The organism is Methylotenera sp. L2L1, from assembly GCF_000744605.1.
Classification (GTDB): domain Bacteria; phylum Pseudomonadota; class Gammaproteobacteria; order Burkholderiales; family Methylophilaceae; genus Methylotenera.
This window is the reverse complement of record NZ_JQMG01000001.1, coordinates 2,450,252-2,464,521: the sequence shown is the minus strand read 5'-3', so window position 1 is coordinate 2,464,521 and position 14,270 is coordinate 2,450,252. Positions and strand designations below refer to the sequence as shown.

At 43.0% G+C, this 14,270-nt stretch carries 12 protein-coding genes; 2 read left to right on the top strand and 10 right to left on the bottom strand.

Translation table 11 applies throughout. The annotated features are described in order from the left end of the window. Positions 1-28 precede the first annotated feature (28 nt). On the bottom strand, positions 29-3,955 hold the full coding sequence (locus tag FG24_RS11630) for a YhdP family protein (protein WP_036303566.1): 3,927 nt from the start codon (positions 3,953-3,955) through the stop codon (positions 29-31). A 283-nt stretch (positions 3,956-4,238) separates the two neighbouring features. Between FG24_RS11630 and FG24_RS11625 the strand changes: the two genes are divergently transcribed. Together FG24_RS11625 and FG24_RS11620 are read left to right on the top strand one after the other, a co-directional pair. Continuing rightward, entirely contained in the window at positions 4,239-6,143 is a 1,905-nt protein-coding gene (locus FG24_RS11625) for an ATP-binding cassette domain-containing protein (RefSeq protein WP_036304336.1), read from the top strand. Between the two features lie 67 nt (positions 6,144-6,210). Next, positions 6,211-6,774, top strand: coding sequence for a hypothetical protein (locus tag FG24_RS11620; protein ID WP_200876893.1), 564 nt, complete (start codon positions 6,211-6,213; stop codon positions 6,772-6,774). A gap of 61 nt (positions 6,775-6,835) precedes the next feature. Here FG24_RS11620 and FG24_RS11615 read toward each other — a convergent pair whose 3' ends face one another. From FG24_RS11615 to FG24_RS11575, 9 genes are all read right to left on the bottom strand, one after another. Beyond that, entirely contained in the window at positions 6,836-7,390 is a 555-nt protein-coding gene (locus FG24_RS11615; protein WP_036303565.1) for a hypothetical protein, read from the bottom strand. Positions 7,391-7,596: 206 nt separating this feature from the next. Then, on the bottom strand, positions 7,597-7,998 hold the full coding sequence (locus FG24_RS11610; RefSeq protein WP_036303564.1) for a YchJ family protein: 402 nt from the start codon (positions 7,996-7,998) through the stop codon (positions 7,597-7,599). 87 nt (positions 7,999-8,085) lie between these two features. Beyond that, positions 8,086-9,660, bottom strand: a complete 1,575-nt coding sequence (locus FG24_RS11605) for a peptide chain release factor 3 (protein WP_019898077.1) — start codon at positions 9,658-9,660, stop codon at positions 8,086-8,088. 147 nt (positions 9,661-9,807) lie between these two features. Continuing rightward, positions 9,808-10,257, bottom strand: coding sequence for a CBS domain-containing protein (locus FG24_RS11600; protein ID WP_036304329.1), 450 nt, complete (start codon positions 10,255-10,257; stop codon positions 9,808-9,810). 56 nt (positions 10,258-10,313) lie between these two features. After that, positions 10,314-10,760, bottom strand: a complete 447-nt coding sequence (locus FG24_RS11595; RefSeq protein ID WP_036303562.1) for a universal stress protein — start codon at positions 10,758-10,760, stop codon at positions 10,314-10,316. A 68-nt stretch (positions 10,761-10,828) separates the two neighbouring features. Continuing rightward, entirely contained in the window at positions 10,829-11,434 is a 606-nt protein-coding gene (locus tag FG24_RS11590) for a nitroreductase family protein (RefSeq protein ID WP_036303560.1), read from the bottom strand. A gap of 438 nt (positions 11,435-11,872) precedes the next feature. Further along, complete coding sequence (locus tag FG24_RS11585; protein ID WP_036303558.1) at positions 11,873-12,685, bottom strand: formylmethanofuran dehydrogenase subunit C; 813 nt, start codon at positions 12,683-12,685, stop codon at positions 11,873-11,875. Continuing rightward, positions 12,682-13,590 (bottom strand): formylmethanofuran--tetrahydromethanopterin N-formyltransferase, encoded by a 909-nt coding sequence (fhcD, locus tag FG24_RS11580; protein ID WP_036304327.1) that lies wholly within the window; start codon positions 13,588-13,590, stop codon positions 12,682-12,684. Before fhcD ends, FG24_RS11585 begins: the two co-directional genes overlap by 4 nt. A gap of 6 nt (positions 13,591-13,596) precedes the next feature. Next, positions 13,597-14,256, bottom strand: coding sequence for a pyridoxamine 5'-phosphate oxidase family protein (locus FG24_RS11575; RefSeq protein ID WP_036303556.1), 660 nt, complete (start codon positions 14,254-14,256; stop codon positions 13,597-13,599). Between the last annotated feature and the right edge of the window lie 14 nt (positions 14,257-14,270).

Sequence of the window (14,270 nt, the reverse complement as noted above, 5' to 3'; positions counted from 1 at the left end):
TTTTAGCGCTGATATTAAGCGCTTATCTTTAATTGATTAGTGGGTTGTCTTGATTATTTTTAAGCTCGTTTTCAGATTTTACTTCTTGAGGGTTATCCCAAGAGCCAATGATTTCATAATCAGTCGATGCAATTTTATTTAAAGGGTCTTTTAGCACTTTCTGGGCTAAAAATGCCACAGCACCGACTAGTGGCCCACCGGCCAAGGCGGCAAGCGAAATGCTATCACTAATCCTAGGCGAAACGTTAACAAAAAGATGTTGTGTCTCTTTTTGTAGATTGGTTTCACCTTTAATGCTGACATCAGCCGCAGGGCCTGCCATTTTAAAGTTGTCGCTACGCATGATGCCTCGGTCAATTTTAACGGTTGCATTGATTTTGTCAAAAGCAAAGCCATTGCTAAACAAATCTCTAAAATCTAATGTCAGGCGTCTTGGTAGGCTTTGCAGGCTGAGTAAGCCTAGCAGTCTACCCACGCCTGGTTGCACTTGTAATATCTGGCCTTTACGCACGTCAAACTTCAGTTCGCCGCTAAGACGTGTTGTATCAAACTGGTGTGGGCTACCAGGCCAGTGCAGCTGACCGCTGAGCTTACCTTCGCCATCTTTGATGGTGTCGGCATAGCCTAGCCTAGTCAGCGTTTGACCTAAATCTTTGATGTCCCATCTAATGTTAAGGTAAGTGTTTGGGTTTCTTACCCAGTTATTCCACTGACCTTCTGCACTTATCGTGCCTTCAGGGGTAATGAACTTTATTTTCTGGATATCCCAGTTGTCATTCTCTGGATAAGCAATGACCTCTAAGCTACCAAGATTTTTTTTATGGAACTCAAAGTTATCCGCAATAATGTCTAGTGCAGGGTAGTCTTGCTCTAGTTTGGTAAATTGTTTTACCTTGCTAATGTCTGGAATATCGCTAGGAGCTGATAACTGGTCTGGTGCAGTTTCTGGAATGGTGAGGTTGCTTAAACGAGCAATCAACTTGCCATTTTTCTGGTCTATCCATTGCAAGTTACCAGTAATCTCTTTACTTTGAATGGCAATACGTAAATTGTCTGTGTTGTTAAGCTCAGTAATATTGACTTGGTTAAGACGTCGGTTAAAGATGTCGAGTGCCTTAATAGATAGTGCTACTTTCTGAATGGGTAATTTAGGCTGTTGTTTTGTGGTGTCTGATAAGTTTTTCACCACATAGCGCCATGCATCCGCGTTCAAGTAATCTAGGTGACCCGTTAAAGAAATACCTGCTGGTTTGCCTAAATCATTGGATATCGAAGGCTCAACTTTAATGTCCCCACCTAGTTGAATACTGGCATTATTCAACTCAAACTTCCCGTCATTTAATGTACTGGTGATTTTTGCGCCAGCTTTGTTACCAATATTGATGAAAGTGTTACTTACGTTAGGCTCTTGTCTTTTATCAACACGCAAACTTAGTGCTTGGCTAGCAGACTTATCAAACGGTGCGGGCAAGCGAGAAGTAATGCCTGTTAAATCACTGCGGATACTAATGTTAATACGTGGCTTCTGGATCAGAATGTCGCCAATCCAATCAGTGCTGCCGCTGATATAGTCACTCGCTTTTGTTAGCGATTGTTCTTTAAGCACCTGTTTGATGCTGTTATCACTTAGTCTGCCTTTTGCCAGTATGCGTATGGACTTATCCTTATTTGAGCTTAAACTAAAGGCTAGAGGAGAGCCAAATGCATTGGCTTTAATGTTTTTAGCGCTTAGGCTATTTTCTGTGAACTCTAAATTACCGTTAATCTGAGTCAGTGTTGGAATATCTTCACTTTCCATTTTCCCGTTGGTAATTTGATAGAGTCCTTTATATTTAGAAGCATCCAAATCTTCTAATGGAATACTTAAACCTAAGCTAAGCTTACCAGCACCACTGGTTTTGAGGTTGTCAGTAAAGCCTTCAGTGAGCGTGTGTACAGGACTTTTGTTAACAAAAGCAATGCCTTCGCTTACTGGGCCTTGTAGTTCAGATTGAATGCTGAGGATAGGATAGTCCGCATCTAATTGTGCGATGGTTGTTTTGCTCTTAATGATTTGATTACCCAATATACGCCCAGTATGCGCATTAAGCTCCATGCGATTACCTTCAAATAAAAGGTCCAAGCCTAGCTTTTCGATGACAGGCCAATCAGTACCGTACTCTAAAAGGGCATCACTGAGCTTGGCAGTTACTCTGAACAAGCCTTGTTTGGTATCCAGATTATTTTTACTATCCACAAACGGAAAATCGGCCAATCGGCCTTTTACGGTTAAATTGATATCGTTAGCGGTGCCTTCCAATATGGAGGTGTCCAACCAATTAAGCGTGGTTTCACCCAGCGTGGTTGGATAGTAATATTTGGCATATTTGGCATTGCCGTGATTAAATTTTCCTTTTAAATCAAGGAGACCACCTTTTTCCCCATCCATCAGGTAGCTGGCATCAACAGTACCTGATAAATGTGGGCTACTCATGGTTAATGAATTTACATTAATTTTTGTTTGATGATTATCAATGTTCCAAGTGACTTTACCCTCAAGCTTATTAAAAGGGATTGGCCAGCGTAATATGCCCTTCATTTCTAAATGAGCCTGATGTGTATCTAGCAGTAAAGCCCCAGATTTTTGGTTTGCCCTAAGCTCGCCTGATAAATTGTTAAAACCGGGAATGTTTTCGTAAGCGGTTAAATTTAAACGATTAAATTTAGTGTTTAGTTGGTAGGTTTTTGTTACATTGTTTTGTGCTTCCCATGCGATGTTCAGGTCTTTTAGCTCACCCTGTGGATTTGTAGCGTTGATAGGCGCTAGGACCTTTTCAGGAATTGGTAATTGGGACAATGTGTTTTGTATGTTGCTTAACCCTAAGCTTGGCATGCTTAGGTTAAAGTTTTGCTCACCCTTAATCGTTTGGGTATAGTTTGCTGACAGTGCTTTGATATTAAATCCATTAACGGTACTCGCATTCAGCTCATTCACGCTTAAAGAATGGCCGGATATGTTTGTCGTGCCTAGTAGCTTGTTTTTGTTTAGATTTTCCCAGACAATATTTCCTGAAAGCTTGTCTAGCATTAATGGCGCAAGGTTTTGTTTTGTTTGCAGTTGTATGTTTTCTAATGCAACATGACTGTTGATTGATTGCAATTGATTGTTTGAAAAGGTAATCGTTACATCGGTACTGCCTATGCCAGCACTTAAATTGACAGGGTAATTTACCCATATTTTATATGCGGCTAGATCAGCATTTTTTAGCTGTAGGCGTATCTTGCCATCCCATTCTTGAGTTTTGCTGATATCGCTTCCGTAAAAGCTACCACTTAGCAGTATTGGATGGCTGCTGCCGACCGATGGAGATGCACTGGCGCTAAAGCTGTGATTTCTTATCAGGCTTCTCCAGGGCGGGCTTAAAATCTCCAAATTAAGTTGATTTAAACTTAATTCAGGCGCGTTTCTTAGTTCGTCTATCCAAAGCACTTTGGCATTGGTAATCGCTAATTTATTTTGTCTTAATAGCCAATTGGTTAAATCAGGTTTTGATTCCCCAGCAATGCTAATACCTGCAACAAAAATTTCACCATTGGTGTTACGGCGTATGGTGAGCTCTGGGTTGTGAATAATCAGTTCGGCTAAATGCGGCTCTAGTAGTGGAACACTGAGCCATGACAAAGCAACCTCAATATTTTTTAACTGTAGTGCAGTGCGGTCTTGTGTATCAAAAATATCGATATTACTTAACAGTAAATGTGGATTAATCCCTTGCCAGTCAGCCTTGATGTCGCCGATGACAACTTTCTGATTAGCAGATTTGCTAGCAAAACGGGCAATTTCATCTTTATGTTGGCCGATATTCGGCATCAGCCAGAAGTGAATAGTGAGTGCGATAGCAAGCACGATAATAGCTGAAACACCAGCTAGCCAAAGTGTTGCTCGATAAACCCAAAGTAGAGATTTTTTAACCATTGATAATGTGGGTTTTATTTTTAATATGTTAGACCTGCATTTTACTTGAATATTGGCTGTATAGATTGATAATCGGGGAGACGCTATTGTAAAACTGCGTAAATTTTCACAAATCTAGCTTAAAAGTAAAAGAGTGTTTAAGACTATGCACGTTAATCATTTAGAATAACGAACTTGGTAGCTTAGCGACATGTAATTATTACGCTTTTATTATGCTAACAATGACTGGGTGGCGCTCATGCAACTCACCAGTTTTGTTCAATTTAATTCATATGGTTATCTCTTGATTCAATTTAAACAACTTACTTTAACGCGCGGCCTTAAAATTTTAATTCAAGGCGCATCCATGCAGCTTCACCCCGGCCATAAAGTTGGCTTAACGGGTGCTAATGGTGCCGGTAAATCTTCTCTTTTTGCTATGCTGCGAGGTGAGGTGCATCCTGAGCAGGGTGATTTAGAAATGCCGGTAAGCTGGGTAGTAGCACACGTTGCACAAGAAACCCCCGCTTTAGCCATGCCTGCTATCGAGTTTGTGCTGGATGGCGATGCAGAGTTACGTGAAATTGAAGCAGGATTAGTGGCTGCAGAGGCGAACCATCAAGGTGAACTCATTGCAGAATTGCATCAGCGTTTAACCGATATTGATGGCTACAGTGCAAAAGCGCGCGCTTCTGAGTTACTGAATGGCCTAGGGTTTAGTCAAACAGCGCTACAGCAGCCCGTATCAACTTTTTCTGGTGGGTGGCGCGTTCGCTTGAACTTAGCGCGTGCTTTGATGTGCCGTTCCGATTTGTTACTGCTAGATGAACCAACCAATCACTTGGATTTGGATGCTGTGATTTGGCTGGAAAGCTGGTTGCAGAGCTACCGCGGCACCTTGTTATTGATTTCGCATGATAGAGACTTTTTAGATGCTATCGTCAACCACATTGTACATATTGAGCAACAGACATTAACGCTTTACCGTGGCGGCTATTCTGATTTTGAACGCCAACGTGCAGAGAAGCTTGCCTTGCAACAAGCCATGTTTGAAAAGCAGCAGCGTAAAGTTGCCCACTTGCAAAGCTACATTGACCGTTTTCGCGTACAGGCTACTAAGGCGCGTCAAGCGCAAAGCCGTATTAAAGCACTTGAGCGTATGGAGATGATTTCTGCTGCGCATGTGGACTCACAATTTGGTTTTGAGTTTAGAGTGCCAATTGCTGCGCCTGACCCTTTGCTGGTCTTGGATGACATGAGTGTGGGCTATTACGATAAGCCTTTGATTAGCAATATTGAATTAGCCATCAGGCCCGGTGAGCGTATTGGCCTACTTGGTAAAAACGGCGCAGGTAAAACCACGCTGATTAAACTATTGGCGCATGAGTTGGCGCCATTAGGTGGTAAGCGCGTAGAGGGTAAAGACCTGAATATTGGGTACTTTGCACAGCATCAACTGGAGCAGTTGCGCCCAGATGATTCGCCGCTCCAACATATGATGAAGTTAGACCCGCTTACACGTGAGCAGGAACACCTTAATTATTTAGGTGGTTTTGACTTTAAAGGCGATATGGCAAGGTCACCTTGTGCTAATTTTTCTGGCGGTGAGAAATCCCGTCTGGCATTGGCATTGCTGATTTGGACGCGCCCCAATTTACTATTGCTCGATGAGCCAACCAACCATTTAGATTTAGAAATGCGCCATGCCCTCACGCTTGCCTTACAAGACTTTGAAGGTGGTGTTATCTTGGTGTCGCATGATCGAGCCTTGCTGCGAGCAACCTGTGATGAATTTGTGTTGGTGGCAGATGGCAAAGCGAGCCAGTTTGATGGTGATTTAGAAGATTACAGCCAATGGCTGAATGAACAGCGTATCAAAGAAAAGCAACTGAATCAGATCGTTGCAACAGATAAATCAAATAAAAATGATCGTGCAGCCAATAAAGCGGAACGTCAGGCTAGAATTGTAGAACGCCGCCCCTTGTTAAAAGAGCTTGAGCAAATTGAGCGCAATATGGCACAGTGGCAAACGGATAAAAAACTGTGTGATGAGCAACTCAATGATGCAGACCTTTATACCAGTGCTGATAAATCAGTATTGCAACAGCTTTTAAAAACACAAGCGACGCTAACGAATCAAATAGAAACCGCTGAAGAGCGCTGGTTAACCTTGCATGAGATGTTAGAAGCAATGCCTGTGCTGGATTAAAACCATTAGATTATTTAATTGCTGGATTTATACCCGTTTTACTTAAAGATTAATAAGGACTTTAAAGATGGAAATGACGTATTCACAACGTTTAAAGCTCATGCATGCGTTATGCTTGGCAGCGACACACCGCGATGATGAAACCCCTAATACAAATTTAGATGAATATGATGCATTGAACGCCGCTGATTATTTAAGCTGTTATGTGACATTTAAGGCGATTCAATCTGCCGACCGATCACCGCTAGCTGAGCGCAGTGAAAACTTTGATATGTTGAGCGTGTACCATGCCTTTGCATTACTGAGCTATGCATTTTTTACCACACCGCTAGTGCAAGAGAATATCAAGCCTGATTTTCAGGCCGTGCAAATTACCATTGCAAAAACACTATTTGCAGGGTTGCCAGATGCCGAGCTGATTGAAATTGTAGAATCAGGTTTAAACAAATTTCAATTAATTGCGGATGCAGAAGCTGAGCACTGGACGCAGTTTAGAGAGAATGTGGATAAATTAGTGATAGCACTTGTGGTTGCTGCTACAGACGATGATAGCCCACATACAATGGAAGAAGTATTGCCAATTTTTGGCCAGTTGTTGAGCCAATTATGTGAGGCGTTTGAAAGCGCTTAATGATAGGTTAAATCAGAACGCTTACCCATGGTGCTTTGTAGACGGTGTGCTCTTGTGGACATTAATGCTGGGGTTGCGCACTGCTTGCAGTATCGATGATATTTCCTTCTAGGGTTTGGTGAATCTGCTCCATTAAAAAACTGGTAGATTCACGCCCAAGTTTAGATTCACGCATTGCCATATGCCAGCTTGAGATACATTGTCTTAAGCTGGTCTCATTCTCGCAGCTTTCAATTTTAGTTTTAATGCCGCGCCCCATCATGCCAAGATAGTCATCGGTCGCTTCAATGAGTATGCTTTTCACTGTCGCTAGCTTTGTCGGGCAGATAGGTGCTACTTGGTCTGTCGTTTCGAGTAAAGATGTTGTGATTGTAGGGGTGTGCATGCTGGCAGGCATGACTTGCTGTGCTCGCTGTTCCTGCGGTCGTTGGATATAGCCTTCGGACTCCAGCTTTCTAATCGTGTCTAATAGCTGGTCTTGCTTGAAAAACTTGTTCAGGTCATCCAGATTGCGTACACCATTCACCAGCAATAATACTTGGCGTTCGCGCACACTCAATGTGCGTTGATTGCTGGAAAACTCGTTAAAACCACGCGTGGATTTTTCATACACCATGATGTTGATCTCATGTGAGCGCCGCCATTTGTTTTAAATGGGGTAAGCGCGTAATGATGTGCATCATAGTGTGTGAGTATGAAGCTAAGGTGATGCTTTTATGTCACATTAGTGACGATTGTGTGACTTTAGGAGGATGTTTTAAGATGCTACAAGGTTTTATTGAATGCTGCGGTGACACTCAAGCCCACAGAAGCGTTTGTTGATTACTGATAATCACCGTCTATGTAAAACCAGCAGTTATCAATCCGTTTAAAACGGCTGGTTTCCTGTAGTCTTTCAGCTTTTCCGCTTAGATTTTTGGCATATTTGTAACGTGCAACAAAGGCGACAACTGCATTGTCTGCATCTATGTTTTTATGGCGCTTCACTTGCAAACCTAGCCATTTGATTGCCTCTTCACCTTCTAAATTCAGGTTTTGCGGCCGTGAGTCTGGGTGCCAAGTGTGCAGTAGATAATCTTTTAAATCAGGCTTGCTGCTTGCAAGCGCATAGGCGCTGTAACGTGAACGCATAAGCGCTTCCGCATTGGGGGCAGGGGTGCCAAGGTGGTAAACCTCACAGCATAGATGGTATGGATTTTCGCTATCGCATGGGCACAGTGTCATGATTTTATGCTTTCCAATATAACCTCAAGCCTGCGAGATGATGTTTGTGCATCATCTCCCTATTGTCAGGCTGTTTTGAGGGTAAAGTTAGGCAATTTCACGTGTTTCTAAAAACTGGATATCCGGATAGCGTTCTTGTGCCATCTGTAAGTTAACGCGGTTAGGCGCTAAGTACACATAATCATCGGCACCATCTAATGCCACGTTAAAGCCGTATTTATCTGCAATGGTTTTTAAGTCTGCGTCAGAGCCGCGTAACCAGCGTGCGGTATAGCAGTCGTATGGTTCAAACACCATATCTACGCTGTACTCATGCTCTAAACGGTGTGCGACCACCTCAAACTGCAACATACCAACCGCACCTAAAATCAGGTCGTTAGAAAGCAGAGGGCGGAACAGTTGCGCAGCACCTTCTTCAGCTAACTGTTTTAGGCCAATTTGCAGTTGTTTCATCTTCATCGGATTTTTAATGCGCGCACGGCGGAAAAACTCTGGGGCAAATGATGGAATACCGGTAAATTTAAGGTTTTCACCTTCACTAAATGTATCGCCCAATTTCACTGTGCCATGATTAGGTATACCGATAATGTCGCCAGAGTAGGCCTCATCCATGGTGGTACGGTCTTGCGCCATAAAGGTAATGGCGTTATTCACGCTCAATGTTTTGCCGGTAGCAACTTGCTTCACCTTCATGCCACGCTCAAAACGGCCAGAGCACACGCGCAAGAACGCGATACGGTCACGGTGTTTCGGGTCCATATTCGCCTGAATCTTAAACACAAAGCCTGAAAATTTACCCTCATTTGCTTCTACTGGGCGGCTTGCTGTGTTGCGTGATTGTGGCGGCGGCGATAAATCTACCACGGCATCTAGCAATGATTGCACACCAAAGTTGTTAATGGCAGAGCCAAAGAACACTGGTGTTTGTTTACCGTTTAGATAGCGCTCTTTATTAAACTCATGGGATGCACCACGCACTAGCTCAATATCAATACGCAATTCCTCAGCTTGGCGACCTAATAGTTCATCGACGCGTGGGTTATCTAAGCCTTTAATGGTTTCAGAGGTACCTTTTTCTGCACGTGGGTCAAAGAACGAGATTTCATCGTTATACAAATGATAAACACCACGGAAGCCTTTACCCATGCCGATTGGCCATGTCATCGGTGCACATTCCATACCGAGCGTGGTTTCAATTTCATCTAGTAATTCAATTGGTGGGCGGCTTTCACGGTCTAGTTTGTTGATAAACGTGATGATAGGTGTATCGCGCATGCGACACACATTTAACAATTTAATGGTTTGCGCTTCTACACCGTTAACTGAGTCAATTACCATCACCGCAGAATCCACTGCGGTTAATGTACGGTAAGTATCTTCAGAAAAGTCATCATGGCCTGGGGTGTCAAGCAGGTTGATCATGTGCTCGCGGTAAGGGAACTGCATCACAGATGAGGTCACAGAAATACCGCGTTGTTTCTCTAGTTCCATCCAGTCTGACGTTGCATGACGTGCTGCCTTACGGCCGCGTACCTCACCAGCTACCTGAATTGCACCACCGAACCAAAGTAGTTTTTCGGTCAGTGTGGTTTTACCAGCATCGGGGTGAGAAATAATAGCAAACGTACGGCGGCGGGAGATTTCGTCTTGAAGCGATGACATGTTTTGATAGAGTTGATTTAAAAGCGCTATTTTACCTTAAATATGGCTTAACTCGTAGAAACGGATATTGGCTGAGCAGGCTTTGTCATCTACATATGACACACGCTTAATATTTGAGATGATTCGAGTTTAATGTCAGTCTTGTCGTTAACGTCTTGATGACGCCTCATTTTTAAGTTCGCGTGTCACCAGTTTTGTTAATGACCCAATCTCGTTGGAGAGCAGTATTAATAAGTCATCCAACGTTACAATCCCAGTTAGCGAGCCATGCTCGTCAACAACTGGCAGCCTTCTGACGCCTTTTGAAGTCATCATTTTAATCGTTTCAAATACCCCAGCACTTTCTTTGACTACCGATAAATGCCTGACCATGATGTCACTCACCGTAATCACTTTGCAATCCAACTCAGTTGCTACAACTTCTATGACTAAATCACGGTCTGTGACGATGCCTAATGGTATGGTTTGGTCTTGATTTTCTTTGATGACTACGACATCGCCAACATGATGGCTTCGCATTAGTTGAGCAGCTTCAAAAACAGTGGCGTCGGCTTTAACCGTCACCACTTCGTGATTACAAATTGAGCTAATTGACATGATGGCTTCCTTTTTATTGTTAAATACCATTGTGTATATGTTAATTATTTTATTGTTTAACTGAGTGCCTTGACTAAAAGCACTGGCACGTGACTTTGTTTTACCACCATATCCGCATCACTGCCCATCATGAATCGTGCAAACCCACGTAGGCCGTGTGTCCCCATGACGACCAAATCTGCCGGCCATTCTTCTACTTGCTTAATAATCAGTTTAGAGACGCGCTCACCAATACTTTCTACGATTGTGCACTCGGCTAATACGCCAGACTGACGTGCTTTTTCTTCAGCAGCCTCTAGTATTTTTTGACCTTGGTTACGTTGAATATCTGCCAGATATAAAACATTAAGCTCGCCATTTGCATCTAAAATTGGGAAATAGGTGTCCACCACATGCAAGAATCTAAGTTTTGCGTCTAGTGTTTTAGCAAGGTTAATCGCTTCTACCATGCCACAGTTAGAAGTGCTACTACCATCTATCGGGCAGAGAATTTGTTTGTACATTTTTATTAAACTCCTATCAAAAAATACAAGCCGCGTTGATAGTATGGCCAATTATTTAGTTGAGTAGGTTAATTAACCCTTCCTGTTGGTATGCTCGACAGAATGCGAGGATGCTTACGTGAGGTAGGAGCAGGCATGTCATTAGGGTAGCCAACAACAATCGGTGCCACTACCGTAAATTCATGAGGGATGCCTAGCTTAGTTTTTACCTCGGCTAAATTCAAAACAGGAAGCGCGCAGCCAATAATGCATGACCCAAGACCCATCGCACAGGCGGCTAAAATCAAATTTTCAGTGGCTAGCCAACAATCAGCCTCAGAAAAATTTATCTTTGTATTGCCACAGATGAGGATGAGCGTTCCCGCATCATAAAAAATATTAAAGTCTTGATTGATAGGTAATTCAAATAGTTTGAGTGCTTGCTGATGCTGGTTGTGATGCATCATCGTGAGTAGCATAGGCTTGACTTGGTCTGAGATTTTTTTTAGCAACTGCTGGTCTTGTATGATGACAAATGCCCAAGGTTCACCGTGCATTGCGGTAGGGGCACGTATTGCAGCTTCAAGAAGGCTAGAAACAGCCCCTTTTTCTAGCTTTTGTGTTGTGTAGCTCCGTACGGAGCGCCTAGCTAATATGGCTTCGTAAAGGCTCATTTCCACTTCAAGTAATGCCATTTTTATGTGCTCCCGCCTGTGACTCAAATGATATGTTTAACGGTATGTTTTGTAGGTTTGTCTAGAGCACATTATCAAGAATAAAGAGATTAGTTAATCCGCGCGAGCACGTATAACTAGATGATTTGACGCTGACAGTTGATACTGGAATGTTGATGATTGATATCAGGATAGTCTTAAGTCATAGAGCTGGGAGTTGATGCACAATCAACCCATAGATGTTTGTGGCTATGCTGTGGATTAGTTTGTAGGCATCTATTTCAGACAGTTTCTACTAAACTCCAGCTCGATAAACTCTTAGCTCGACATATGGAAATGTGCTGTATTAGGACGCCTCGCCAGCCAAAGTACAGTACAAAGAAAGTGCTATATCAGTGGGATGGGGAAGGCGACATTTAAATTAGCGTTAAGAGAGTTGGTAATTGTAATTACATAATATTATTGAGCATTTAAAACTAATACTTCACCGTTACCTTTGTAGGCTGCATCACCAACAAAACGTTGTACACGTTGCGAGTTTAATTGGCTAAATTGAGTGTTGTATTTTTTAAATGATTTAAACAATAGGCTCAAGTATGGCAATGTGTGTGTGCCACAGTCTTGCACTGTTGAGTGTAGGCTTGGTGCATTTTTTAGTAATAGTGTGCCACGATGCATATTAAATGCAGTATAGGCACCAACATTTCCTAACACGCCAATGGTGCCAGCAATCATGCGGCTACCACAATAGTCGCCAGCATTACCCTCAATTAAAATCAAGCCTCTGCGCATTTGGTCACCTACGCGGTCGCCAGCGTTACCTTTAATGATAACAGTGCCGCCGCGCATGCCTTTGCGTAGGCCTTCAGAACCTGCACCTACAAAATCACCTACGTTGGCATCGATTTTTAATAGGCCATTTACCATGTTGCATGCGGCATAGCTTTCTGCACTGCCAGTGCAGTGAATTTCACCACTTTTCATAGTGAAGCCTAAATAGGAGCCTGCATTGCCTTCAATTGTAATGTTGCCAGACGACATATGGGCGCCAATATAGTCTAGCTTGTTTGACGCATTTTTAAAGACGATATGTGTAGCGTCACTACCTGTAATGTCAAATAAATCGCTTACAGGTACGGTGTTGTTACCATAAGTCACTTTAATATTAGCGACATCAGTGATTGATTTGTTATCCAAGCTATTTGGCGTTAAAGCACTGCAATTTACTGAAAATTTGAGTGCATTTTTTAATGTAAAGGTAAGCGCGTTCATGAGTTGCTGCCGTTTAAAATATCATGTAGTTTGAAAAGGTGAGGGCCAAGCTTGCCGCCATAGTTACCTGCTGAAATGCGCTTCACGCCACTATCAGCGCCTAGATTGCAAATGGCTTCGATACCCACTTTCATTGAGAGTGCGATGTCTTCAAAAGTTAAACCATCAATCACGATTTCCATTACGCTTTCAATTTCTGGTGAAAGTTCGGTATTGGTAGCACCTTTTAGCGTAGGGCAGAATGCATCGTTGGTTGAGGCAAACATGGTTTTATATTTACTACCGACTTTAGAGCCAGAACGGACTACGCCACCAGGGAACGGCATAATGACGTTAGGCACTTTTTTCATCGCTTCAATTGCTACTTCAGCTGCGGCTAAGGCAGCTGGTTGCGATGTTGCTAGGATTAAAAAGTTACCACCGCCGATAGCGCGCACCATACTAGTGGTTTCTTCTGTAATAAACTCACCATCCATCACTGGAATGCGCCAGTAGCGTTTGCCATCAATCAGTTTAGAGGTTTGAAAGCCATCGCCAAAATAACGAAGGTGCTTACCTAGGCTGATTTTATCTTCGCCATCGATACCTGAAAAAGCAGCAGCAGTTGGGCAGGTAAGGATACATTGCCCCATGCGGGTTTCTAGTTGCTGCATGAGCACTTTGCTACCCATGGCGAACATTAAGATGCTCACACCAGGTCTGCCATCAGGAGTTTCTTCGATGGTTAGTTCACGCTCAATGCCAGCCTCGACACCACAACCAATCACTGAAGTTGCAAAGCCAGTCATGGCGTTAGCAGCATGGTATGCCCACTTGAGGTTTTGCGCAGTAATGATCACGCGTGCGCCGCGCATATTAAATGCTTCGGCGAAAGTATCGTCAATTTGTATATTATTTAGCAACATCATTATTTAGGCCGTTGGATCAGCAGTTTTAATTTTATCAATCCATTCTTCAATTTGAATGGTACCTAGTTCTTTTACCTTAGTAATATCCGCTTCCGGCAGCACATCCTGCACCAAATCAATACGCTTCCATTCGGCAAGTGGGGTTTCACAATGTTCACGTGGTACGTAACGTGAATCGCGCACTTTCGTGCGTTGGTGAATATAACGTGGGCAGTTTTGCCATAACTCAGATAGGGTAACCCTAACAATAAAGTCAGCTTCTTTATATTCGCTCATCAAAGGGTCATTGTGTGAGATGCTTGCGGTGCCTTGTACACGAATGCGATGAGGTGCTTCAAATGAGATAAACAGCAAACCGACTTGCGGTTGCACATTGATATTTCCCATCGAGAAGAACATGCCATTGCCGTCGTAGCTTGGAAATGCCAATGTTTTGCTATCAATCACTTTGACAAAGCCAGCATCACCGCCTTTATAAGAAACGGTAGGGCGGCCTTGATGGTCTACTGTGGATAAGAAGAACATATCCATATGCTCGATAAAGCCTTTAGATTCTTCATCAAATTCAGTTTTACAAGCTAGTTCTTCAACGCGGTCTGCCATTTTTCGTGTGGCAAACTCATCTTGCAATTGACGGTGTTGCTCGCCATATAACCTACTCATATCAATCCTTTTCA

Excerpts from the sequence above, each read along its gene's own strand:
- FG24_RS11590 (WP_036303560.1), bottom strand. The coding sequence starts at position 11,434 with ATGGCATTACTTGAAGTGGAAATGAGCCTTTACGAAGCCATATTAGCT.
- FG24_RS11585 (WP_036303558.1), bottom strand. The coding sequence starts at position 12,685 with ATGAACGCGCTTACCTTTACATTAAAAAATGCACTCAAATTTTCAGTA.
- FG24_RS11630 (WP_036303566.1), bottom strand. The coding sequence starts at position 3,955 with ATGGTTAAAAAATCTCTACTTTGGGTTTATCGAGCAACACTTTGGCTA.
- FG24_RS11620 (WP_200876893.1), top strand. The coding sequence starts at position 6,211 with ATGGAAATGACGTATTCACAACGTTTAAAGCTCATGCATGCGTTATGC.
- fhcD (WP_036304327.1), bottom strand. The coding sequence starts at position 13,590 with ATGTTGCTAAATAATATACAAATTGACGATACTTTCGCCGAAGCATTT.
- FG24_RS11605 (WP_019898077.1), bottom strand. The coding sequence starts at position 9,660 with ATGTCATCGCTTCAAGACGAAATCTCCCGCCGCCGTACGTTTGCTATT.
- FG24_RS11615 (WP_036303565.1), bottom strand. The coding sequence starts at position 7,390 with ATGGTGTATGAAAAATCCACGCGTGGTTTTAACGAGTTTTCCAGCAAT.
- FG24_RS11575 (WP_036303556.1), bottom strand. The coding sequence starts at position 14,256 with ATGAGTAGGTTATATGGCGAGCAACACCGTCAATTGCAAGATGAGTTT.
- FG24_RS11600 (WP_036304329.1), bottom strand. The coding sequence starts at position 10,257 with ATGTCAATTAGCTCAATTTGTAATCACGAAGTGGTGACGGTTAAAGCC.
- FG24_RS11610 (WP_036303564.1), bottom strand. The coding sequence starts at position 7,998 with ATGACACTGTGCCCATGCGATAGCGAAAATCCATACCATCTATGCTGT.
- FG24_RS11595 (WP_036303562.1), bottom strand. The coding sequence starts at position 10,760 with ATGTACAAACAAATTCTCTGCCCGATAGATGGTAGTAGCACTTCTAAC.